The following is a 23,023-nucleotide window of genomic DNA, read 5'->3' as shown; positions in this document are numbered from 1 at the left end:
ATGAACTGTCTTCCTATATTAGAAACCACCTCTAGAATGAATGATTTGTCCGGTGATCCATTGGGAATCATCGCTCGCCAGAAAAGCAATCAGACGGGATATGTCTTCAGGAAGACCGATACGGCCCATCGGAAATCCCGGTAGCATGGCATTTTTCACTTCTTCTGACATCCACCCCGTATCGGTAGGCCCGGGATCAACCGCATTCACAGTAATGTGAAACGGAGCCAGTTCAGCAGATAGACATTCGGTAAAGGTGGAGACAGCGCCTTTCGTTGCGGCATAAGCGAGATTGCCAGGCATCGGCCCCTTACCTTGACCGGATGTGAGGTTAATGATCCGGCCGCCGCAAAGAAACTGACGGCTGGCCAGTTCAACCTCGAGCATACGCGCAAATTCGGCCGATAGCATGAACGTACCTTGAATGTTCATGGCGCAGTGCGCATCGATCAGTGATGCATTCAATTGACGGAAATCAGCTGCTACGCTGTAGGTAGCGTTGTTGACGAGAATGGTCGGCAGCCCGAGAGCCGACCGGCACGCATCAAGCAGTCGCGCTGGAGAAGTGGGATCGGTAAGATCGACCTCCATATGCGCTGCCTTAATGCCATAGGAGCGAAGTTCTTCGGCGAAGAGATCCGGCCAGTTCTTGTCGGCATCTCCCGGATTCTCTGTCTTATCGTAATCGTACAGATGGGTATAGAACACATTAGCGCCTTCGTGTGCCAACGTGCGGCAGACGGCGGTTCCGATACCTCCGGGGCGGCTTGTGCCTGTCACGATAGCGGTTTTTCCATATAGTTTGGTCATTTTATTTCCTCCGTTTAATAAGTGAGGGAGAAAACCATTTTTCATTGGAGATGGAATTATCCTAGGTATAACAAAAAGCGGATACATCAAGTATCCTCGCACGGGTTTGATTCAAACGGTTCCTCGCGTCCCTTGAATGATTGCAGATCGCCATAACAAACCAGGCATGTGGTTATAACCACAACACCAAGTCGAGCGATCTAGTTTAGATAACCATTACAAGGAAGTCCACATTGTCCGGCGAGTCCCCTTTCCTGCATCTCCATTTCAAATATTACGAGTCAGACTCAATTACTGTCAAGATCATGTTATCGTTTAGACCTTCAGATTGGCAATTTTAAAATAGGATCAATTCAAATTGACCAAGGAAGATTGTTTCATTACACGGGGGTTTGTTTTAATTTATCAACAACTGGCTTTCCGAAATATTAGAAACTGGATTAACACATACTAAGGAACAGTTGGCTATAGCTTACATAACGGAGGTCTCTTCATGGTATTTACAATCACAATTATCATCGTTGTACTGTTCGCAATATGGGGAGCGGTCGCTCCTGATCAGCTGGCGGATGTAGCTAACGTTGCCTACAACTTCTCTATTCAGAATTTTGGCTGGTTTTATTTGCTAGCGACACTGTTCTTCCTGATCTTCGCTTTCTATCTGGCGTTCAGCCGATTTGGCGGTATTAGGTTGGGGGATGACGATGATGAACCGGAATATTCTACGGTTTCCTGGCTGTCCATGCTGTTTAGCGCTGGAATGGGCATTGGGCTGGTGTTCTGGGGAGTTGCTGAACCGCTGTCCCACTATTTATCTGCACCGGAGGGGGCGGTACCCGAAACAACGCAAGCAGCAAGACTTTCAATGCGTTATGCCTTTTTCCACTGGGGACTGCATCCTTGGGCAATCTATACCGTCATCGGCTTAGCGCTTGCTTACTTCCAGTTCCGGAAAGGCTACAAAGGGCTGATCAGTTCCACCTTTATTCCTCTGATCGGTGAGCGTCTTGCTGCAGGGTGGCTAGGCAAGTTCATTGATATTCTGGCGGTCATTTCCACCATCTTCGGTGTTGCGACCTCGCTTGGTTTGGGTGCACTTCAGATTGGTGGGGGGCTGAATTACTTATTCGGTATTCCTAACTCGACGCTGTCCCAAGTTGTCATTATCATCATTGTAACCGTACTGTTTTTAATCTCGGCAACCTCCGGTCTGGATAAAGGTATTAAGATTTTGAGCAACACCAACCTCGTTATAGCTGTGCTATTAATGGTGTTTGTATTGGTGACTGGACCGACTTCTTTTATATTTGATACATTCACGACAACTTTGGGCAGTTACATGCAGAATATTATTAACATGAGTTTGAGACTGACGCCTTTCTCAAGAGAAACTTGGATTGGAACGTGGACGTTATTTTACTGGGCATGGTGGATCTCGTGGGCTCCTTTTGTCGGCACTTTTATCGCAAGGGTATCCAGAGGAAGAACCATAAAGGAATTTGTAATATACGTCATGGTTATTCCAAGCCTTTTCGGATTTATCTGGTTCTCAGTCTTCGGCGGAACCGGACTTCACCTGGAATTGTTCAATGCTGCTCACTTGGCGGAGGCCGTCAAAGAAGATACGACAACCGCTTTATTCCTTATGCTGGAGCATCTGCCTTTGAGCACGATCGTAGCATTCATCGCTACACTCCTGATCATGATCTTCTTTATTACATCGGCTGATTCGGCTACCTTTGTGCTGGGCATGCTGACGTCGGATGGTAAGCTGGACCCGAGTACAAGAGTGAAATTAACCTGGGGAATCTTGCAGTCCTCCATCGCAGTAGTACTGCTGATTAGCGGGGGATTGAACGGCCTCCAAACGGCCGCGATTGTGGCCGCACTGCCGTTCGCTGTTGTCCTTATCGGTATGTGTGTGTCCCTACTCAAGGCTTTGCAGGCTGAGGACAGAGAGCGCCGTCAGAAGGAAAAACGGCAGCGCCAAAAGCTGAAACGACTGCTGGAGGAAGAAGAAATCTCGCTGAATGAGATTCCCGGCAGGTAATGTATACTTGATTTGATCTCTATAGGAAACATGGTACCTGCTTCCAGGCAATCGGTACAAGTTCTTCTCCTTAGCTTAGACAAGAACTTGTACCGATAAAATAAAAAAAGCCGCTAAAATAGCGACTTCAATGGGAATATGTGTTTATCGTTCTGTTCAGTCTCCTTTTTTAAAATGTAATGACAATTTTACCAACAGCGTGGTGAGTTTCACTCAAAGCATGTGCATCATAAATCCCCTTTCTACTAAACGGGAATGTCGCCCCTACAATCGACTTAATCTTTTTCTCCTCCATCAGATCGGCCATTCTCTGCAATTGATCACCATCTGGCTGAAGCCAAATCCCTTTTGCTGATACATGGTGAGACTTAGCCGTATCATGATTAGGTTCACCAACAATAGTAATCAGTCTTCCGGTATTTGGTTTAAGCACCTTATAGCTATTCTCAGCTACTTCACCGCCCATCGTGTCAAACACTAAATCTATATCTTTTAGAATCTCTTCAAAGTTCTCCTTTTTGTAATCAATAACTTGATCAGCACCTAATGAATAGAGAAGTTCATGATTTTTTTCACTTGCTGTTGTAACAACATGAGCGCCGGCATACTTTGCTAATTGAATGGCATAAATACCTACACCACCAGCGCCAGCGTGAATAAGTACAGTTTCACCTTCTTTTAAATGGCCATGAGTAAACAATGCCTGCCATGCTGTTAAACCCGCTAAAGGTACAGCCGCAGCCTCCTCATATGAGATTGAATCAGGTAGTTTTGCCAGTAGGTGCTCATCAACTGCTGTATACTCAGCATACGTACCGAAACGAGTTGTTTCAGGACGACTGAATACGCGGTCTCCCACGTTCCACTTCGTAACGTTTGAACCAATTTCAGTTATGACTCCAGCTGCATCCCACCCTAAGATAATAGGAAATTCCCAATCAAACATTTCTTTTAAGTAACCCTCTCTTAATTTCCAATCGATTGGATTAATGGATGTAGCCTCTAGTTTTACGACCACTTGATTAGCTTCTGCACTTGGTTTATTCACTTCCTGCTCAACTAACGCTTCTTTACTTCCATATTGATTAATTACAACTGCTTTCATTTTTGTAACACTCCTTTAAGCTAATAGCCTTTTAACGTGCTATTCCCTATTGTTTAGATCTAGTCACTGAGCGTTAATGAATATTATCCTTACTTATTTTTTAACAACTAGAATAAAATTATGCAAAAAAATAAGCGGACAAAAGACATGTTGCATCTTATTACATTATTTATTGTTGGATGTTGCTCCATCCGCTTACATTACATTGTCCATAATCATTATTACCCACAGTAACTAACGTACCATCAGATTTAAGTCCAATCGTGTGGGCACATCCCGCCGAAACAGCTCTAATGTCATGCCAGCCACTTACATCACATTGGTGATGTTTATTCGAACCTACAGCAACCGTCGTACCGTCAGACTTAAGACCAATGGTATGATAACTCCCTGTTGCAACTGCTACAATATCGCACCAACCACTTACGTCGCATTCACCTTCATTATTTCTACCCGCAGCCACTACCGTGCCATCCGATCTAAGCCCAACCGTATGAAGATATCCCGCCGAAACAGCCAGTATGTCACTCCAGTCGTTTACGCTACATTGGTTATACTTGTTGTTACCAACTGCTATTACCGTTCCGTCTATTTTAAGACCGACTGTATGCCAGTCACCCGTCGTGACCGATACAATATCATGCCAGCTGCTCACGTTGCATTCACCTTCATTATTTCGCCCCACCGCAACCACGGTGCCATCTGATTTAACCCCAACAGTCCGGCACCAACCTGCCGAAACGGTTACAATATCCCGCCATTCGCTTACATTGCATTGGTCATGCTTATTCCAACCTATAGCTGTTACCGTACCATCAGATTTAAGACCAACGGTATGGGCATTCCCGGTGTTCCTAGCCATATGAACATTACCAGCAACAACTGCGACGACATGACACCATCCACTTACCTGACATTGACCGTATTTATTATCGCCCACAGCTACTACTGTTCCGTCAGATTTAAGAGCAACGGTATGACGACGACCAGCCGTTATGGTACAGTTACGGAACGGTTTAACCTGAAACACCGTTTCCTTCCGTGAATTGTCGCCCATATCTTTCCTCCCTGCATCAAAATGAAATCCTCCGTCAGCTCACCTGGAAGTCATAAAGTGTAGCGTTCATATCTTTCACAGAAAACAGTCAAAAGGACACTAACATATTAACCTTATTCGACGTTGTATTCTAATACTCCTAGCTGTCAAGATAGCGGAAGCACGTCGTACTAATCCAGATGCGTTGATACCATCTGTTTGAAAGATCCAGCCTAGTTTCATTTGTGATAATATGTATAAATTTGTATATTAGTATCTATTTACCTCGTAATTCCTTTCATTTGATATGGTTTAATATGCCAATCCAAAAAATGAGACAAAAAATACCGACCTTTCAACTTCAAAGGTCGGTTTACCCAATAGGGAGAAGAAAACAATGGTTATAACTGTATTATATCCACCCTATGCCGTTATATACCGTATTCCGCTCTAACTATATGTTTATCTTGTCATATCAGTGATATCAACACTCATATGTTCAGTAAGCATTAAGGTTACATCCACTTTCACTTTGCTCCACAATAGTGTCATTTTATGAATGTAACCTCTTACCGAATAGTCTACCGTTAAACTCAGCTTAGATCTCTTTTCATCTATGATTTTAATATGATGTTCCTTTAGCCTTTGTTTCGACTTGTACATCTCTAAAGCAATTTTCTTTTGGGTACCGTCTAGGTAATCAATATACACCGATTTCATCTTAAAGTTTGAAGCGTATATTTTATGCTTATCTACCTCCAGAGCACCTAAAAGATACGGAAGTTCTACCAGCCTCTTGACGAGTGCAAGTTCCTCAGAAGTTTGTCTCACCGTACACACCTCCTTCTTCAAACTTTACAGTGACCAATTGATCAAAATCGACCCATTCAAATCCATTATCCATTTCAATTTTGATTTTTTTTCCAAAAGCACTGACTGAAGTGACGATCCCGTGTATATACCGATTGCCTGACTCAGTAAATATTTCAAAGGTGGCTTGCAATGTATAATTGAGCGACATATCTATATTCTGAGTAATAATCTCCCACTCATCTTCATGTATCAGTGGTTTCGTTTGATAATGAATTTGAGTTCGATGCTGTATAATTCGTTCTTTATGTTGTGGAAGCATCATGCGGCTCGATTCCCATAATCCATTGGCCTCCAGTTTTTTGCTCATTTGTAATGCCCCCCAATTTTAGATGCTCGATCGATCGCTTGGCCAGCAGCCGTAATGGAGCTCGCTCGTAGGATAGCAATGTCGCCAAATCGATCCTTAATGTCGTCCATCACCTGATCAATGGCCCGTTTCTGCTCTTGATCATCAAAAAACGATAGTTGATATGTATCCGCATTGGATAATTGAGAAAGGGATACGCCTACACGGCGTACAGGTTGCCCATCCCAGTGTTGATGGAATATGCGTTTGGCTATCTTGCATATATCAACAGTTATGTTTGTGGGATCAGACAGTTTAACCTGTCTGTGAAAGCCAGATGGGTGGTCAAAATCGGCTCCAGCTACACTCACGGAAACAACACTCCCCATCAGCCCCTTTTTGCGAGCTCTTCTGCATACTTCTGTGCAGATATCGAGGATCACCACTTCAATCTCCCAAGCCTCTGTGAAATCTCTTGGCAGGGTCATTCCGTTTCCGATATCCTTTTGTGTACTGTGTGTGTTGACGGTTACCGGTGAATTGTCGAGTCCATTAGCAACTCGCCAGATGACTTCTCCATTAACCCCCCACTTACTTCTTAATTTGGAAAGAGGCGTATTCGCCAGGTCTCTAATGGTTCGGATGCCCATCTTCCATAGATGTTTTTGCATTCTTGAGCCAATCCCCCACATATCGCGGACGGGCTTATCTCCAATGTGGAGGTGTAACTCCTCTTTCTTTAAGTGGAAAATGCCACCCTCAGCTTTTTTAGCAATCATATCGCAGCACAATTTACTGATGATTTTGTTTTCACCAATGCCAGCTCTCGCGTAAACGCCTGTTTCATTATAGATTTTGTCTTGAATTTGCTTGGCTAAATCGATTGGATTATTACCAAATAGATGCATAGACCCTGTAAAATCAGCGAATAACTCGTCTATACTGTACGGTTCAACGAGATCGGTGAACTCTTCAATAATGGACATGATTTGAGTCGATACTTCGATGTATTCTTGCATGTGGGGTCTCACAATGATCAGTTCAGGGCATTTCTGAAGGGACTGCCAGAGTGGTTCCGCGGTAGACACCCCCTTAGCTTTGGCTAATGGACAAGCGGCAAGAATAATTCCAGAACGTCTTGCTGGATCACCTGCGACAGCGAGTGGTCTATTTTTGTATTGAGGCATTTTCGCCTTTTCGACTGAAGCATAAAAGCTCTGCATATCAATGAGCATAATAGTTCGCTGCTTAGTCCACACTGAAATCACCCCTGTACTTTTTTTGAGAACATATGTTTGTATATATTATAAACGGAACACATGTTCTTTATGCAAGAGGTAAATATTTATAGTAGGCATACGACCAAGTGATACCATCTCAAGCTTATGAATAAGGCTCCGAGCGTTTAAATAGACTGAGTTGCAAATTCACTGTAACCAGTGTGTCGTTGGCTCGGGAAACGAACTTATACCGGAAAAAGAAAAAAGCCGCTAAACATAGCGGCTTTAATAAGAGCAGTTTTTGGTATTCAACTGTAATAACTCTAATATCAACTTACCCTATTATCCATTCATATTTCTGTACCAAATACGCTCTCTTTCACCTCTGCAATTGGCATATCTTCTCCTGTGAATAGTTTGTAAGCAAGTGCGCCTTGCCATAACACCATACCGAGACCGTTAATCGCTTTGGCACCAGCAGCTTCGGCCTGTTTTAACAGTTTTGTTTTGCGAGGATTGTATACAACATCGGTTACTACCAAATCTTTGCGTAACACATCTTCTACATCGTCAACAATACTCAATTCATCTAATGGTTTCATGCCCAAGCTTGTAGCGTTCGCTAAGATAGCACTTTCTGCGATTTCTTTACGAAATGCTTCTTTATCTTCCAAAGGGAAAACGTTAGCCTTCACGCCGAAGTGTTTCATCTCATTGTTAATATATGCTGCATTTTCTTCTGCCTTGGAGAAGAATTTGTCATTTCTGGCGAAGATACTAATCTCTTTAATGCCTGATTGAACCAACTGAATAGCGATCGGTGTTGCAGCACCTCCAGAACCGACTAAAGTTACTTTTTTTCCGTTTAGCTCGACTGCATGTTCTTCAAGATTTTTTACGTAACCTAATCCGTCCGTATTATATCCGACCAACTTGCCATTTTTATTGACGACGGTATTACTGGCTCTTGAGAATTTAGCGGTATCATCCAGCTCGTCCAAATACTGAATAACATCGATTTTGTTTGGCATGGACACATTGAATCCTGCAACGCCCATTGCTTTCATACCTTCAACTGTTTCTTTCAACTTCTCTGGCCCAACCTCAAAAGCCAAGTATGCATAGTTCAACCCACTGATCGTATAACCGACATTGTGCATTTGTGGGGAAACGCTATGTCCGATTGGTGTTGCAAGTAATCCAACTAAAGTTGTTTTTGCGTCAATTTTGGCAAGATTTTTATCGTTATTCATTTGAAAGACTCCTTATGAGTTGAATTTTTATTGAAACACTTTTTTTCCTCGGATAAGTACAAAAACTGCAAGCAATACACTCAAACATGCAATGACCATATCAAAAACAAGTGTCATGGAAATACCGATCTGTCCCACCAAGAAGCTCGATATGAAGGGAACCAATATAAAAGCAGCACTTCCTGCTATATTCACATAAGATGTTGTCGTTCCTTTGTTTTTGACGAAGAATCTTGTCATTATAGTGATAGCCAATTGGAAGGTACCGGAAGTGGACAATCCCAAGATAAACGTCATGATAATAACAATTGTATATGATTGAATAAAGAACAAGCTCAGCATGGATAGGAAGGCTATCGTTGGATATAAGATCATCACAGTAATTGGTTTTATGAACTTGTCTAATACAGCTGCAAGCAAAAGTACCGAAACCAATGCCCCAATGCTAAAGTAACTTAACAGTTTTATCGAGACATTCTCACTTAGTCCAATATATTTTGACCCAAGCTCTGGAAGCCATGTTTGCCAAACCACAAACAATGCTGTGGAAGTAAAACCGATGAGGATGATTGCCAATCCTTCTCCCCAAAACTTCGGTTCTTCCTTGAAATGATTTTTGTAGGTTGCACTATCTGCTTCATCTTTTGAGTTGGACTTAAACGCTGGGAACGGCATAAAGATCAAGTAAATTCCACTGATCAGGAACAAGATTCCCAAAGCATAAAATGACCAGCCCCAAGAGATATCGTTGGCAACTAGATACGCGAGAATGAATGGCAGTAACGTGGCTCCGATGGACATGATCGCTTTGACCAAAACCGTAGCCGAACTGGATTTCTTAGGAAATGATTCAATCAATGCTGGGTATGTTCCTGAATCCAGTAATGAATTTGCTATTCCGGCAGTGATGGCCAATACAAAGGCTACAGGATAACTTGACATTAAAGGAATACCAACAAGGAACAGTAAATACAGAAAACTTCCTGTAATGATGATTGGTTTACGACCGATTTTGTCGGACAACCGGCCGGCAAAGAATAGGGCTATTAGCTTACCAATACCGATTGCAGAAACAAGCAAACTAATCTTTTCAACAGGTTGATTGTAGTTATCTGATAGGGCACTCATATTTGAAGCTATAATGATATTGATCATCCCAAGCATAAAGTAATTCAAGTACATGCCAAGGGACGTTTTAATATATGGATTCTTCATTTGCTTCCCCTCCGTGTATATTACAAGCAAATATTGAGTGAAACATTATTTTGATATTGATCTTATTTGCTTTGATAAATAAAGCGCTAGACATGTACTCATCACAGCAATACATAAGTCAAAATAAAACACAGCAGATATTCCTATATGTTTAACGAGTAAACTTGTGATAAAAGGAATAACCATAAAAGCTACGCTAGCAGAAGCACTTACATAAGATACGCTTACCCCTTTTTTAGCTGGAAATAAATCAATCATCACCGTCATAGCTAATTGATACATTCCTGAGGTGAACAACCCAAGAAAAAATGCAATAAACGGAGCAATGACTGGATTACGGAACGCCAGCAGTACAATTAAAACGACGGTTGCTATTCCAGGTGTAACGACCATTGCCGTAATAGGTTTAATGAACTTTTTCAATAAGAAAGCAAGCACCAAGATACAGATTAATCCACCCATGCTGTAAAAACTAAGTAACTCTACTGCCTTTTTCTCATTTAGCTGTAAGACTTGGTTACCATAAGTGGGCAGCCATGTCTGAATGACTGTTGACAACGATACAGAAAAAAAACCGATAATGACCAGAGCAGAACCTTCTTTCCAACTATACAAGTCAGTCTTCTGATCACTGGAAAGCTTCTCGTTTTTCTCCTTGTCGGAGTTTTGGGCAGTCATTTCAGGAAAGCGAATGGTCACAAAATACATACCTAAAAAAACAAACAGAATGGCAGGAATGAAAAATGCATAACCAAAAAATAGTTCTTTAGACATTAAAAATGTTATTAAAGCCGGTAGAATGATAGCTCCTACTGACATAAATGCTTTTATTAACACAATTGCAGTGCCTGCTGCTTCTTGATAACTTTCATTCAAGGCCGGGTAAGAACCGGAATCCAGAAGCGAATTACTTATTCCGGCTAAAAAAGCGAATAAGAGCGCAATCTGAAAGTGAGTTGTTAATGGTGTTCCAACAAGAAAAACAGCGTATAGCAACGCAGCTGCAATGATCAAAGGTTTTCTGCCATAACGATCGGATAACTTACCTGCAATATTTATTGTTACTAAGTGGCCAATCCCAACAACAGAGATAAGCAAGCTGATGTCTGTTGGGGCAACATGTAGTCGCTCGGATAAAAAATTCATATTGGAAGCGAGCATGATACTGACCATTCCCAATAGTAAATAACTTAGGTAAATCCCCAATCCCATTTTTAGGTGCGGATATTTCATGTGTTGTCCCCTTTGCCAAAATACAAGTTCAACAACTCGATATATAATAATTACATTTCTTTGCCCCCTAATGATACAATTCTGTACTCCTATATTAGGAAATATACCTTGATGCATAAACCGAGGTATATCGATGTACAAAATAAAATTAATTTGGATGAATTATACTTATAATTATATGGATTAAATCAAGTATATCGATATACTAATTTGTGCGCAAAACTTACTATACTCCTCATAAAAAAATGTGTCAATATTGTGATTAATTTCACAGGAGTTTTTAATTATTATATTCTGTGTTCTCGTGGAGCTATCTAAAGTATTAAAATGTGAAAAGCAAAAAACACCTTCGAACGATACTTGGAACGTTAGATCACGATCCATTTTCTCACTCGGAGGTGTTTTTCATTTTTCATCCATCATTTTTTTTTTTGGGTAATATTTTCTATTTAGATGTATCTCTTATGACCAGTTCTGGTTTAAGAATCATACGCTGAATTCCTTCATTCTCACCAATAATCTTGCTATGCAGAAGCTTGGCTGCTTGAATGCCTATCAATTTAGGAAAGGATGAGACCGTCGTCAGAGGCGGGTGGTAATTTTCTGCGTCAGGTATATTATCAAATCCGACAACATCTACGTCACGACCAACAACGATGCCCTCTTTAGTTAAGACTTTCATGACTCCAAAAGCAATCAAATCACTAAAGCAAAAAATGGCTGAAGGAGGATTTGGGGATTTTAATAATACCCTCGCAGCTTCCTCTCCTCCTTCGCTTGTAGGATCGCTAGCTATTATGATACTCTCTTCGAGTTCTAGATTATGGTCTTTGAAGGCCTTACGATATCCATCCATCCTTTTTACCCATGTCGAAGATTCTTTGACACCACCTAGAAATGCAATTCTTTGATGTCCTTTTTTGGCTAAGTGCGTCGTAGCCAGGTATGCTCCTTCTTCATAGTCGATACCTGCATAATCAGCGCTAATGCTGTACAATTCCCGGTTAGCTAGTACCAGAGGGGTTTTCAGATTATTTAATTGTTTTACGGTCTTTTCTAAACTAATGGAAGAAGGATTTAAAATCAGACCGTCAATTCTATGTTCTATCATAGTAGAGATTAAATTTTGCTGCTTTGTTGCATTGTCAGAAGTTGTACCGAGTAATACGGTGTATCCGAATTCCTCAAGTTTATTTTGTGCTCCAATCAGAAATTCTGAAATGAACTTATTTGCAATATTGGTCACAATGACTCCAACCAAATTTGAACTTTGTGAGCGCATATTTGCAGCTACCCTGTCATAGATGTAACCTAATTCCTCAATCGAATTTAAAACTCTTTCACGAGTGACTTGTGGAATTCTGGGATTATTTCTAACCACTAGCGAAGCAGTCGTTGTAGAAACACCTGCGTGCTCTGCTACATCCTTCAGGGTTATTCGTTTTTTTGAATTTGTGTTTTTTCTCATCTACTCCACCAACTTCTTTTCTAAGTATATTGTTACTATATAATCTGACTAATAACCATTTTCTATTATATCTGATCGTAACAGCCTGGGTACAGATAATACAGTTATATTACCCTCCTAGACAATCAGAAAAACCTTATCACCATGCAACCTGCCATCAGCTTAAAAGAGCCGCTAAAATAGCGACTTCAATGGAAATATGTTCTAGTCACTCGACAAACTGGAGCGATTCCTTTCATTAGAATAAATATAATCCCAATGTTCTATGCCGATTCTTTTGGACAATAGTAGAAAATACCTGCCCCTCTCCAGGGCAGGTATTTAAGGTGAATCGTACGAATGTCTTACCAACATCGACCACTAAATATTAGTCCAGAAGGCTGTAGATCTGAATGCTCTCCACCTTGGCATCTTTGATATGAAACGACATCACATCCACATAATTGGATGGCTCGTAACGGAAGTCATCCTCCTCATTAGGGGCTCCATCACCAAGCAGTTTCCCCTCAGGGTAGGCGTTTTTGAGTGTCTCCAGGCTATCTCCTGCTTTAATGTTTCGCGCTGTCGCGTACTTAGGATCTGTGATTTCGATATGAAAGATGGAGTCTTGTTTCCCCTCAGGTATACTGATGGTTTTAATCTCCAGACCAGGGTACGTGTATACTTTTTCCGTAAAACCGATCAAGTTATCCATATTTGTTCCATCGTCAGCACTGTACGTATGAGATTTCAGGTTATTCGGTTTGCCCAGCATCTGTTCCATCTGATCTTCATTCGCTGTATCCGAAATCGCAATGGTGTGCTCATTATAAACAAAAGCAAGCTCCTTCAGCACCACATTGCCTTCCTTCTCCATAGAACCTTCTTTAATAGCTTCAGTACCCTTTTCCTCAGAACTTTCGGAAGCAGGCGCATTAGCATTTGTTGCACCTTCGTCTGTGTTCTGCTCATTTGCTGTGTTCTGTCCGGTTGCTGGAGATGTAGCTTCACTGGATTGACAGCCCGTTAATGCCACCATTAGTAAAGCACCTAGTACGATAAAACCTGCAGCTTTCTTTGTTAACTTCATCATGATCCCTCCATAAATGTGTGATTTGTTCTTATGAAGTGATTATAATTAAAACATTTGTTAGTCTCATAACAGAAATGTACCAATCTTGTAACGTTACCTATTTAGGCTTGGGTTTAAATGCAGGTCTACGCACGAGGCAATACAATCGTAACAGTCGTCCCTTTTCCCAGTTGACTTTCGATGTCGATATATCCATTAAACCGCTCTACAATCTCTTTGCAAATGGAAAGTCCAAGACCTGAACCGTTCGCTGTGCTTGCATTTTTCGCCCGGTAAAAACGTTCCTGCACTCGCTCCAGCTCATCGCCCGCGATGCCGATCCCTTGATCACGTATCCGTATAACTACCTCGCTTGGCGTGTGCTCCAACTTTAATTCGATTAGCGATGAACTGCCTGAATATTTGATGGCATTGTCCACAAGGTTGGCGATTGCGTGGGACATCAGCATTGGATTTACGTTGGCGTAAACTCTTGTCGTACCCTCATCATCCGGTTCTTCCTCCGCTTGACTAACTTTGATCTCGATCCCTTTATCCTTAGCCTTGGCTCCCATATTCATTGTGACTTCCTGAATCAGTTCATTCATTTCCGTCTTCTCAACTTCCAGTTCGTTAGAACCAGCTTTGTCGAATCGGGATAACAACAACAGCTCATTAATCAAGCGCGTCAGCCGATCCGATTCCTGCAGCAGATGCGCATAGATTTTTTGCAACTCCTTGTTCTCCGTCTCCCCTTCAACCAAGTATTGAGAGAAACCACGAATAGCTGCCAAGGGTGTTTTTAACTCGTGAGATACGTTGGAGACAAATTTTTTCTGGTACTGAATGTAATCATGAAGCTGCCGCCCCATGGAATCCAGCCCATCTGCCAGCATGCCCAGCTCATCCTTCCGGTTGAGTTGAACTCTCCGAAACTCCTGTTTAGAGAAACTTTGCGCAGCGCCAAGCAACAGTTTAATAGGCTTGGTTGTGTTGCGGGCAATCCACAGACTGGATAAAGTAATCAGTATAATAAATCCGCCTGCGCCGACAAACAAGATATAACGGATTTGATCCATAATTGCATAAAAGTAGGAAATGTCCTCCACGAACTCATACACATAAGCGTTTTCGTAAAATTGATCCTGAATGGGCGTTGCAAAATAAAGCAGATGATCTTCCGTGACGGTGTAGGCATAACTGCCGCTCAGGGCTTTCTCAATATTTTTGTCAAAAATAAGCGGTTTGCCATCATTAATGATGATGCCATCCACAGCCAGGCCCAGCAATTGCTTGGAACTGTCATAGATACGTACTTCCTTGCCTGAAGCTTTCAGCTTCTCCAGAGCAAGTTTGACAATTTCCTTCGTCTGGGGCTCTCCTGACGATGACCTATGCTGTGCCAACACCTCACGGAAGGACAACTCCGACAGATCTGCCTTCTCCATCATCTGTTTCTGAATGGTATTGAAGCTGTAGTAATCGATAGCTTTATTCACCGCAAAAATGATGATGCCAAAGGACAGCACGGAGAAAAATAAATAATTCAGCAATAACCGGGTTGCATACTTCAGGCCTCGCCACCTCCAAGTTGATAGCCAAATCCATAGATCGTCCTGACATACTTCGGTTCGTCCGCGTTATCCTCGAGCTTCTTCCGTAATCGCATGATGGTCATATCCACACTGCGACTGTCTCCCATGAAGTCATATCCCCATCCGATCTGCAGCAGCTCATCCCGGGTAAAGATTTTGTCTGGTCTTTTGAGTAACGTTTCCAGAATTTTAAACTCTTTGGCCGTTAAAGACACGGGTACACCGTTTTTCAGCACTCTTCGGCTTTCCAGATCAAATGTCAGCTCTTCATGAATGATGCGTGTAGATTTCACTTCTATTCCTTCACTTGATTCTTCCTTGCTCTCGTTTCTTCTCAGAATCACCTTGATCCGAGCGAGCAATTCACGATTATCAAAGGGTTTGGTCATGTAATCTTCCGCCCCTAGTTCTAGTCCCAACACCTTGTCGATCACCTCATTTTTGGCAGAGAGCATGATCACAGGAACGGCACGTTTCACGGTGATTTCCTTGCACAGGTCATATCCGGAGCAGTCAGGCAACATCAGATCAAGTACCACTAAATCGGGTTGAAAAGAGTCAAGCAGCTGCAAGCCCGTTTTGCCGTCCTCTGCGGTCTGCACATCGTAGTTTTCTCGCCTTAGCACCAGCTCAATTAGATCTCGAATTGCGATTTCATCATCAATGACTAGGATTTTCTTCAACTGTACACCCCCTATCTAGCCTTGTTTTCACCAGCTTCAATCATCTATTAACCCATCTTAGCACACACACTTTAGATTCCTCCACCAACTGGAAGGTGAGGTATATTCCACTCAGCTCAACATAACTTGTAATAAACCCGAAGAAAGGAGAACAATCCATGGATCTGCTCTGGGTACTCATTGTTGGTGGACTTATTGGCTGGTTAAGCGGCAACTTGATTGGGCGGGACGTACCGGGCGGTGTACTTGGGAACATTATTGCGGGTTTTATCGGTTCCTGGTTAGGAACGGAATTGCTGGGACCAAGGGGGCCGGTGATTGGCGGATTTCATATTATTCCCGCCATCGTTGGCTCGATTATTGCCCTGCTCATCTTTTTCGCTCTGGCACGCGGCGGAGCCTTCCGAAGACGTTAGCCAAGAGAAGCGGGAACCGATACCGTCGTTCATTAGATATGTTTATAAAGATGCTGCCCAGGCATAAAGGTAAAGGATAACATAAAAGGACCAAAAGCATTCATCGATGGAAGATGAACACTTACGGTCCTTTTTTTATTTTTGTCTCTTGAATTACAAACTTCAATTTAATTTGACATTCCGACTAGTTGTAAAACATCTTCTAATGTCAATTTCCCAATAACCTCATACCCTTTTTGATCTCCCAGTGGTTTTAGAATAACGGTTTCCATACTCGCGAGTTCTCCTAGTCCTATCCCGGGAGGAAAAGAGTGAGCTATAATTACTCTGTTAACATGAGTTGGAGGTATTTGTTCAATTTCATCTGTAAATGCTTGCAATGTACTATTTATTTTTTCAGTGCTCGGATTTTGACTGAGATTATATATGTTTAACCAGAATTCATTTACTTCTACCTGTTGTGTACCAAAAGCAATCTGAGCCGTTTGCAGGGTTCTACATAAAGGGCTTGCTTCTACGGGTATTTGGACGGGAATGTTTAATTTACGGATAGCCTCTCCATACTTTTCAGCTTGTTCCTTTCCCAATACACTTAAATTCCGCTGCGTAGTGCAATCTGTTAGACTAAAGTTTTGTTGATCTTCCCCTACAGTTGCGTCTCCATGTCGGATATAAAGGATGTATCCGCCTTTTTGAAGATCTTTTATGAGAGAAGTTCCGGTAATCTCTGCTCCCCAGGCACTATAAGTTGTTCCAAGCAACAGAAAAAAACAGGGCACAAACAGGAATAATCGGTACATTTTCTTCCACCTTTTTTCTTCTACACTCCCCCTTATTGAGATAACTTATACAACCCGCTTCATCTATTCTACGGAATCATTCAAGAAAATCTACGCAATGTTACAATCCAGACTACTGAAAAATCGTTCAACAAAAACATCACCATATATTTTCTTCATATGCGCTGTGTTAAAAATATATTGTTCCATAGGCTCAAGCTTACGCAGACTGCGTACCAGTATTATTCGATCATCGTCAGATAGATTAGGGTCATCGTCTATCTTTGTCAGGGCATTTTTCACACGTGCAGCCCTTAATAGCTGAATTTTGTTGATATTACATCGTTAACTATCTCAACTCTTTGGAGTCTCCTTCTCATTTTAGTCTAAAATTGTTTGGAGCATATTTGGTTACGAGAAGGACAGTACTGGATAGATAGGCTAAAGTCAACACCATGATCACAGCGGTTAGTCCCCATAGTGGAGGACCTAGAAACATCGCCACAACAAAACCCAATGAAATAAGGCTGTTTACGAGTGAGAAAAGAGGACTATTGGTTTCCAACTCCGTTGTATAAGGTTGAATCACATAGTATAACAACAGATGATGTACTGAGAAAAATACAGCCAGTGCAATGGTTATAACCCAGATAGGAAGTAGTAAACGTATATCCTGTCCTCCAGTTAATACAAGTATAGATACACTTACTACAGCTGCTAAACAAGAACCTAACTTTAGATTGATGCTTAATATACTTCTAAATCGTAACAGAAAGTGCTGCTTCGCATGCTGACGGTAAAATGGATAGCGCATTAACGGCTTATCAACATGGTAGAATAGAGCCTTACAAATCTGGCTTCCTACGGTCAGATTTAGCATGAACATAATGATTAAAGGTGAGAATCTTTCAATTGAATGTGGTGAAAGATGATCTTTAAAAATGAGTACCAACAAAGGTAGGAGTATGCCTATGATCATAATAGCCCATAAACGTCTGTGGAACGGTGCACGGAGGAGAGCGGTATGCCTGGTAACAAAAATTTTGTGTAATTGCTCGTATCCCTTTTTTTCGAATGTGCGCTGCTCGTTGACATGAAGGTTAGACGAGGTAGGCCTGCTAAGATCATGTTCTTTTGACTGAGCCATTCTCTGTTGAAGATCAGCAATCCGTATTTCTGGGTTCAACAATGGATCAGCATGTTTTGTAACTGCGTGCACTGCAGATGTGAAATCTGTATGTTTTAGTAAAACATACCCACAGATAACCCCGGACAACGATATCAGTGTCATAAGCCATGGCTGATCCAATATCACAGATCCAAATAGAGGAAGGTTCAGTTTTGTGAATGGAAGGTAAGCCAAAGTCAGTGCCAGCAACAAGCTTAAACTCGTAGCCCATGTTTTCTGTACAAGAACAATGCCTCTCCATTTAAATAATGCCAGGTGTAAAAATTCACATATCACTCGCCAAAAAGTCATAATGCCCACAATTAGCAATGCATGAGTCATTGAAAAGGTAAAGAGAACCGAAACCAGAGTAATTGCAATCCCTTGATAAAAGAAAAATGTCGTATATCGATAAAATAGCGTAGCTCGCATAAATTTGGTTGGGATTATCCGCATAAGTCGGACAGATATATACTTCATTTTGGTTGATTCCAGCACTTTTGCACTCGTTACCCCAGCCATTACGCCACTTATGCAAAAGTACATGTGAAGAAAAAGGGTAAAATGCTCCGTACTATTTACATTTTCCGTCCATAAGAGCATGGGCAATGCAAGCATTCCCCCGAAATATAATAAGCTTTCCAATAACCCAGCGACAAATAATAAAATAACCGCAATTGCACCGATGGTACGTTTTGTCCGAAAAGCAGCATACGTTTGTTCACTGATTAAATGACCTACAAACGGTAACTTTTGTGTGAAATAGATCAGACGGTTGACCAGCGTAATCATCTGTAACTGCCACATGCGAGAAATTGTACTAAAGATTCCCGTCATCGGCGTTCTCCTTCGTACTTTCATTTTGGCTTTCATGCCGTAATAATTCAATGACCTGCTCTTCAAAGTTGGGCTGAGTAAGGATTTCAGGTGAAATCCGTGTTAAACTCCCATGATTTAAAATAATTAACTCATCACACAGATCCGTTGCCAATTGCAATATATGGGTCGAGAAAATTAGGATATGATCTTTTTTTAAATCACGTAGCAATTGTTTCATCTCACTCGCAACGATGACATCAAGGGAAGTTAAAGGTTCGTCCAACAGAATCACTGCAGGTTTTATGAGTAAAAATAACAACATTTGAACTTTATTTTTCATTCCATGCGAGTAATGCTTAATGAGCTTATGTCGGTCATCCTGCGCAATGTGCATCATATCAAACAGGGCATCAATATTGTTTCCTCGTCCTTCAATCACATCTACGTTAACATCAATAAAAAAACGTACAAATTCATATCCCGTCAAAAATTCTGGTAACAGTGGCAGTGAATAAACGTATCCTACATCATCCATTTCCAAGTCACGCGCTTTTGATTCGTTAACGAGTTTCATTTTGCCGCCATCCACTTGGATCTCGCCACTTAAACAATTGAATAACGTTGTTTTTCCGGCGCCATTACGCCCAAGAAGACCATAGATTTTTCCCTTTTCAAATTGAAAACTTAAGTTTTCTAATACTTTTTTTTCACCAAAACTCTTCTCTACATTTTGTAATACCAATTCCATTTATTTGTTCCTCGCTTTCAAACCATTTCGTTTTTTGTTTACCTGAAAATTCAATAAAACCAACCATGTCATTGTCTGCGTTCTTATTCATATCCAATAATTGTTTAGTATTCATCCATATCAATCCCTTCAATTTTTTTCATAAAAGGATAATAATTAATCCTTTTAATAAGGTAATCGTTTTATTTGACCAATATCACTAATCTTGGAAATAGACAATCACTCAAACCAATATTCTATTTGGATAGATGTAAGTCCTTCCCTTTGCAGATAAAAGAATATTCGATACAACAAAAAAGCCGCTAAAATAGCGACTCCTTTTCGGTAATCGAACCAAGTTCTTGTCTATCGACCAATTTACTTTACTTCCTGCGTCGAGCTGTCCGTACGATTGCATCAACAACAGTTTCAAACAACGGTGTCGGCAGATCATGTCCCATGCCCTCAAGTAACAAGAATTCTGCACCAGAGATGGCATGAGCAGTATCTTTTCCGCATACTGGGACAAACATGGGGTCGTCCGCCCCATGGATTACTAATGATGGAACATTTACTTTTGCCAGTTGAGGACGACGGTCTCCAGAAACAGCAATAGCTGCAATTTGTCGCCCTACACTCCCCGGATCATAAGCTCGCTGAACCTCTTCCCGAAGGATTGAATGATATTCTTTCTCTTCAAATGGATAACTTGTACCGGCAATACGTCTGGCAAAAGCTACACTATGAGCTAAGTATCCTTCTTCATCCTCCATTGGGTTCGGTGCTGGTTGAGTCATTAACGCCATTACATCAGGCGATGTTGGTGGCAGTTCGGGATTTCCTGTTGTTGACATGATGGAAGTAAGAGATAACACACGCTCAGGATATCGGCTGGCAACAAGCTGAGCAATCATACCGCCCATCGAGCGCCCAACGATATGTGCCTTTTTTATTCCAAGAGCATCTAACAGTCCAACCGTATCATCAGACATATCATTGAGCGTGTATGGAATATCCGGGCGCTGTCCCGACATCAGTGTTTTTGCGAGAGCTTCAAAATCCAACGTAGCATAATAGTCAAAGTGTGTGGATAGGCCGGTATCACGATTGTCAAAGCGAATGACTCGAAATCCGCGCGCAGCCAACATCTCACAAAAAGGAACGGTCCAACGGAGCATTTGGGTTCCAAGCCCAGCAATCAGAAGAATGGTTTCGTCCGATTCGTTGCCATAACTTTCATAGGCGAGATCAATACCATTTACTTTTATTAACATATTCATTGTGATGTTCTCCTAAAAAAAATAAGATATATGATTCGAAAAAGCTAAGAAAGACGCTATGCTGCTCTGACGAACCAACATGGCCATAATCCCAATGTTCAGCTTCAAGACCAATCAGATGTCCTTCTTGAACTGCTGTTGCGCACATTATTTAAGTGGTTATTAACTCTCTTCCTATATGAATGCACCCTTGGCTAAAGTCTTAATATAGTCTCTGATATCAGGTGTCCAATCATCAATTAACCCATTAAAGAGATCCTCATTCCCGGCATACAGTGCTCTCAAAGCCTCCTCATACTGAGGGAAATCACCCGCCATTGCCGTCATAAAATGATAACTTGCTTCTTGTGCGGTGCGAACTGTACTTTCGTTCTCTCCCAAACGGCGAGCTTCATCCACCAATTTTCGCAGCGTTACGGAAGCTCCTCCGGGTTGAGCTTTGAGCCAGTCCCAATGCCTGGGAAGCAACGTAACTTCACCGGACACCACTCCCAGCTTGGGACGGCCAACCCTGCGAGAGGGTTGTTCATTTTCTTTCGTATCCGGTATATGTCCAGCCGAGCTGTTTAACCGTTCAAGCACCTCAGATGTGTTCCCACGAAAATCAATATCTAGTGGTTTACCTGTCAAATCGTCAAAAATAAGCAATTGTACGAGTTTACTGTTCTCCAGGGTATCTTTTACGATTCCAACAACGTCATGTAATGTGCCTTTGGCAAAACAATCTTTCTCTAAAAAAGCAGTACAGCTTATTTGAGTAGGTGAAGTCTGCATGTTATACCTCCCTTTTCTTTCTTGGTTTATTATACCCGGGTAAAAAGAAAAAACAATATTACCCGGGTATTATTATTTTACGTCCAGATATCGACATCGCACATTGAAGTAATCTTTTCTGTAAAATCCTCGATATCCGCATTGACGTACGTACTCGCTCAGGTCATAACAAACCGATAAAATAAAAAAAAGCCGCTAAAAAAGCGACTTTCAATGGGGATATGTTCTGTCCCTCCACGTACGAACATCACAACCGATGGAATCGGCGATTGATATGGCAATTTTGAGCGGCATCACTCTTTTGTTCTCAATAAAGTCGGCAACATGCCTTTTCTTGATGATTTCATGAAAAACAAGATGGATGAAAATCAATTGGACTATATAGGAAGTGAATTAAAAGGCAAAACGATTGGGATTATTGGTTTGGGCGCTATCGGAAAAAAAGTAGCTGCGTTTTGCAGTGTTTTTGATATGAATGTGCTGGCGTATGCGAGAAATGCCATTGTACAATCGGAAGGTTTTGTGAAAATGGTGGATTTCGATGAGCTCCGGAATCTGGGTAATGTGATAATCAGTTATGATGTTATGGTGCAATGAAAATTGATCGCCCCCTACTCCCTTACCTTCCTCTCAAAGAAAAGGCGGTACATCTCTTCCATCTATCTACCCTTTATCTTTTAGACCCCACCAATAGAGGAAGCGTAAAATACGTCTCCATGCATGTGTTTAATTCTATCCCAGTTTGCGGGATTGGTTGTGTCTAGGGATCGGTTCTCCATTATTGCTTGATATAGAGCAGTTTTTTCTTCCAAATGAGCTAAGTGGCGTTTGGCTTCTTCAAACTTGGCAAGAGCTGCTTCCCTATGCTCCATCATAAGTGTGTAACGTTGTCGAATCGTTGAATCTCCTTCGAGACAGAAATCAACATATATTTTAATGGTTTCGATCGGCATCCCGGATTGTTTGAGACATTTAATCCCATGTAACCAGTTGATTGATTCTTCGTCAAACATTCGAATATTATTCTGATTGCGCTGTACACTTGGCACCAAGCCTTTATCTGTATAAAAGCGTATAGCATGCTCGGTGAGTCCTGTGATCTGCGCGGCTTCTTTGACGGTGTGCATGAGAAGACCTCCTTGAAAAAAATTTCGAAGTATGCTTGCCTTCGTGTAACACGAA

The 23,023-nt window shown here is 41.6% G+C and carries 23 protein-coding genes; 3 read left to right on the top strand and 20 right to left on the bottom strand.

Translation table 11 applies throughout. The features are described 5' to 3' along the window. Nucleotides 1-18: 18 nt before the first annotated feature. Complete coding sequence (locus QVE09_RS03100; RefSeq protein ID WP_315935632.1) at nt 19-810, bottom strand: SDR family oxidoreductase; 792 nt, start codon at nt 808-810, stop codon at nt 19-21. Nucleotides 811-1,303: 493 nt separating this feature from the next. Between QVE09_RS03100 and QVE09_RS03095 the strand changes: the two genes are divergently transcribed. Next, entirely contained in the window at nt 1,304-2,860 is a 1,557-nt protein-coding gene (locus QVE09_RS03095) for a glycine betaine uptake BCCT transporter (protein WP_315935631.1), read from the top strand. A gap of 169 nt (nt 2,861-3,029) precedes the next feature. Here the strand turns inward: QVE09_RS03095 and QVE09_RS03090 are convergent, their stop codons facing one another. From QVE09_RS03090 to QVE09_RS03035, 12 genes are all read right to left on the bottom strand, one after another. Next, the gene (locus tag QVE09_RS03090) at nt 3,030-3,965 is read right to left on the bottom strand and encodes an NADP-dependent oxidoreductase (RefSeq protein WP_315935630.1); all 936 of its coding nucleotides are present in this window, start codon (nt 3,963-3,965) and stop codon (nt 3,030-3,032) included. 169 nt (nt 3,966-4,134) lie between these two features. Beyond that, nucleotides 4,135-5,022, bottom strand: a complete 888-nt coding sequence (locus tag QVE09_RS03085) for an RCC1 domain-containing protein (protein ID WP_315935629.1) — start codon at nt 5,020-5,022, stop codon at nt 4,135-4,137. Between the two features lie 441 nt (nt 5,023-5,463). Continuing rightward, a complete protein-coding gene (locus QVE09_RS03080; RefSeq protein WP_315935628.1) occupies nt 5,464-5,832 on the bottom strand; it encodes a YhjD family protein in 369 nt (122 codons plus the stop codon). Next, nucleotides 5,816-6,181: a YolD-like family protein gene (locus QVE09_RS03075; RefSeq protein WP_315935627.1), complete on the bottom strand. Its 366-nt coding sequence runs from the start codon at nt 6,179-6,181 to the stop codon at nt 5,816-5,818. The genes QVE09_RS03080 and QVE09_RS03075 overlap by 17 nt, the downstream gene beginning before the upstream one ends. After that, a complete protein-coding gene (locus QVE09_RS03070) occupies nt 6,178-7,395 on the bottom strand; it encodes a DNA polymerase IV (protein ID WP_315936083.1) in 1,218 nt (405 codons plus the stop codon). Before QVE09_RS03070 ends, QVE09_RS03075 begins: the two co-directional genes overlap by 4 nt. Before the next feature lie 335 nt (nt 7,396-7,730). Then, a complete protein-coding gene (gene aroE, locus QVE09_RS03065; RefSeq protein WP_315935626.1) occupies nt 7,731-8,633 on the bottom strand; it encodes a shikimate dehydrogenase in 903 nt (300 codons plus the stop codon). 27 nt (nt 8,634-8,660) lie between these two features. Then, complete coding sequence (locus QVE09_RS03060) at nt 8,661-9,848, bottom strand: MFS transporter (RefSeq protein WP_315935625.1); 1,188 nt, start codon at nt 9,846-9,848, stop codon at nt 8,661-8,663. Nucleotides 9,849-9,893: 45 nt separating this feature from the next. Then, nucleotides 9,894-11,081 carry an MFS transporter gene (locus QVE09_RS03055; RefSeq protein WP_315935624.1) on the bottom strand — a complete coding sequence of 396 codons (1,188 nt, stop codon included), beginning with the start codon at nt 11,079-11,081 and terminating at the stop codon, nt 9,894-9,896. Nucleotides 11,082-11,526: 445 nt separating this feature from the next. Continuing rightward, the gene (locus QVE09_RS03050; protein WP_315935623.1) at nt 11,527-12,549 is read right to left on the bottom strand and encodes a LacI family DNA-binding transcriptional regulator; all 1,023 of its coding nucleotides are present in this window, start codon (nt 12,547-12,549) and stop codon (nt 11,527-11,529) included. A 367-nt stretch (nt 12,550-12,916) separates the two neighbouring features. Further along, the gene (locus tag QVE09_RS03045) at nt 12,917-13,621 is read right to left on the bottom strand and encodes a hypothetical protein (protein ID WP_315935622.1); all 705 of its coding nucleotides are present in this window, start codon (nt 13,619-13,621) and stop codon (nt 12,917-12,919) included. Nucleotides 13,622-13,746: 125 nt separating this feature from the next. Then, nucleotides 13,747-15,153, bottom strand: a complete 1,407-nt coding sequence (locus QVE09_RS03040; protein WP_315935621.1) for a sensor histidine kinase — start codon at nt 15,151-15,153, stop codon at nt 13,747-13,749. Between the two features lie 17 nt (nt 15,154-15,170). Continuing rightward, nucleotides 15,171-15,878, bottom strand: a complete 708-nt coding sequence (locus QVE09_RS03035) for a response regulator transcription factor (protein ID WP_315935620.1) — start codon at nt 15,876-15,878, stop codon at nt 15,171-15,173. Between the two features lie 158 nt (nt 15,879-16,036). Between QVE09_RS03035 and QVE09_RS03030 the strand changes: the two genes are divergently transcribed. Continuing rightward, on the top strand, nt 16,037-16,294 hold the full coding sequence (locus QVE09_RS03030; RefSeq protein WP_024630063.1) for a GlsB/YeaQ/YmgE family stress response membrane protein: 258 nt from the start codon (nt 16,037-16,039) through the stop codon (nt 16,292-16,294). Between the two features lie 167 nt (nt 16,295-16,461). On the opposite strand, the gene QVE09_RS03025 is transcribed toward QVE09_RS03030, so the two are convergent. The 6 genes from QVE09_RS03025 to QVE09_RS03000 form a co-directional block, all read right to left on the bottom strand. Beyond that, on the bottom strand, nt 16,462-17,094 hold the full coding sequence (locus QVE09_RS03025) for a histidine phosphatase family protein (protein WP_315935619.1): 633 nt from the start codon (nt 17,092-17,094) through the stop codon (nt 16,462-16,464). Nucleotides 17,095-17,449: 355 nt separating this feature from the next. Continuing rightward, nucleotides 17,450-19,078, bottom strand: coding sequence for a hypothetical protein (locus tag QVE09_RS03020; RefSeq protein WP_315935618.1), 1,629 nt, complete (start codon nt 19,076-19,078; stop codon nt 17,450-17,452). Next, nucleotides 19,062-19,808 (bottom strand): ABC transporter ATP-binding protein, encoded by a 747-nt coding sequence (locus QVE09_RS03015; RefSeq protein ID WP_315935617.1) that lies wholly within the window; start codon nt 19,806-19,808, stop codon nt 19,062-19,064. The genes QVE09_RS03020 and QVE09_RS03015 overlap by 17 nt, the downstream gene beginning before the upstream one ends. Beyond that, complete coding sequence (locus QVE09_RS03010; protein ID WP_315935616.1) at nt 19,768-19,923, bottom strand: hypothetical protein; 156 nt, start codon at nt 19,921-19,923, stop codon at nt 19,768-19,770. Before QVE09_RS03010 ends, QVE09_RS03015 begins: the two co-directional genes overlap by 41 nt. A gap of 247 nt (nt 19,924-20,170) precedes the next feature. Then, a complete protein-coding gene (locus QVE09_RS03005) occupies nt 20,171-21,067 on the bottom strand; it encodes an alpha/beta fold hydrolase (protein ID WP_315935615.1) in 897 nt (298 codons plus the stop codon). Nucleotides 21,068-21,241: 174 nt separating this feature from the next. Continuing rightward, on the bottom strand, nt 21,242-21,841 hold the full coding sequence (locus QVE09_RS03000) for a DUF2239 family protein (protein WP_315935614.1): 600 nt from the start codon (nt 21,839-21,841) through the stop codon (nt 21,242-21,244). Nucleotides 21,842-22,186: 345 nt separating this feature from the next. Here QVE09_RS03000 and QVE09_RS02995 point away from each other — a divergent pair, with 345 nt between their 5' ends. After that, nucleotides 22,187-22,438, top strand: a complete 252-nt coding sequence (locus QVE09_RS02995; protein WP_315935613.1) for an NAD(P)-dependent oxidoreductase — start codon at nt 22,187-22,189, stop codon at nt 22,436-22,438. 80 nt (nt 22,439-22,518) lie between these two features. Here QVE09_RS02995 and QVE09_RS02990 read toward each other — a convergent pair whose 3' ends face one another. Beyond that, nucleotides 22,519-22,968, bottom strand: a complete 450-nt coding sequence (locus QVE09_RS02990) for a MerR family transcriptional regulator (RefSeq protein WP_315935612.1) — start codon at nt 22,966-22,968, stop codon at nt 22,519-22,521. Nucleotides 22,969-23,023: the final 55 nt, after the last annotated feature.

The sequence above is a fragment of the Paenibacillus sp. ClWae2A genome (assembly GCF_032452295.1).
GTDB lineage: Bacteria > Bacillota > Bacilli > Paenibacillales > Paenibacillaceae > Paenibacillus.
The sequence above is the reverse complement of the archived record's forward strand: the minus strand, read 5'-3'. Positions and strand labels throughout refer to the sequence as shown.

Bases quoted from the DNA above. Each gene is read 5' to 3' on its own strand.
- QVE09_RS03090 (WP_315935630.1), bottom strand. From the start codon at position 3,965: ATGAAAGCAGTTGTAATTAATCAATATGGAAGTAAAGAAGCGTTAGTT.
- QVE09_RS03100 (WP_315935632.1), bottom strand. From the start codon at position 810: ATGACCAAACTATATGGAAAAACCGCTATCGTGACAGGCACAAGCCGC.
- QVE09_RS03070 (WP_315936083.1), bottom strand. From the start codon at position 7,395: ATGCTCATTGATATGCAGAGCTTTTATGCTTCAGTCGAAAAGGCGAAA.
- QVE09_RS03005 (WP_315935615.1), bottom strand. From the start codon at position 21,067: ATGAATATGTTAATAAAAGTAAATGGTATTGATCTCGCCTATGAAAGT.
- QVE09_RS03085 (WP_315935629.1), bottom strand. From the start codon at position 5,022: ATGGGCGACAATTCACGGAAGGAAACGGTGTTTCAGGTTAAACCGTTC.
- QVE09_RS03020 (WP_315935618.1), bottom strand. From the start codon at position 19,078: ATGACGGGAATCTTTAGTACAATTTCTCGCATGTGGCAGTTACAGATG.
- QVE09_RS03000 (WP_315935614.1), bottom strand. From the start codon at position 21,841: ATGCAGACTTCACCTACTCAAATAAGCTGTACTGCTTTTTTAGAGAAA.
- QVE09_RS03060 (WP_315935625.1), bottom strand. From the start codon at position 9,848: ATGAAGAATCCATATATTAAAACGTCCCTTGGCATGTACTTGAATTAC.
- QVE09_RS03055 (WP_315935624.1), bottom strand. From the start codon at position 11,081: ATGAAATATCCGCACCTAAAAATGGGATTGGGGATTTACCTAAGTTAT.
- QVE09_RS03095 (WP_315935631.1), top strand. From the start codon at position 1,304: ATGGTATTTACAATCACAATTATCATCGTTGTACTGTTCGCAATATGG.
- QVE09_RS03075 (WP_315935627.1), bottom strand. From the start codon at position 6,181: ATGAGCAAAAAACTGGAGGCCAATGGATTATGGGAATCGAGCCGCATG.
- QVE09_RS02990 (WP_315935612.1), bottom strand. From the start codon at position 22,968: ATGCACACCGTCAAAGAAGCCGCGCAGATCACAGGACTCACCGAGCAT.
- QVE09_RS03045 (WP_315935622.1), bottom strand. From the start codon at position 13,621: ATGATGAAGTTAACAAAGAAAGCTGCAGGTTTTATCGTACTAGGTGCT.
- aroE (WP_315935626.1), bottom strand. From the start codon at position 8,633: ATGAATAACGATAAAAATCTTGCCAAAATTGACGCAAAAACAACTTTA.
- QVE09_RS03050 (WP_315935623.1), bottom strand. From the start codon at position 12,549: ATGAGAAAAAACACAAATTCAAAAAAACGAATAACCCTGAAGGATGTA.
- QVE09_RS03030 (WP_024630063.1), top strand. From the start codon at position 16,037: ATGGATCTGCTCTGGGTACTCATTGTTGGTGGACTTATTGGCTGGTTA.
- QVE09_RS03015 (WP_315935617.1), bottom strand. From the start codon at position 19,808: ATGGAATTGGTATTACAAAATGTAGAGAAGAGTTTTGGTGAAAAAAAA.
- QVE09_RS03010 (WP_315935616.1), bottom strand. From the start codon at position 19,923: ATGAATACTAAACAATTATTGGATATGAATAAGAACGCAGACAATGAC.
- QVE09_RS03025 (WP_315935619.1), bottom strand. From the start codon at position 17,094: ATGTACCGATTATTCCTGTTTGTGCCCTGTTTTTTTCTGTTGCTTGGA.
- QVE09_RS02995 (WP_315935613.1), top strand. From the start codon at position 22,187: ATGAAAAACAAGATGGATGAAAATCAATTGGACTATATAGGAAGTGAA.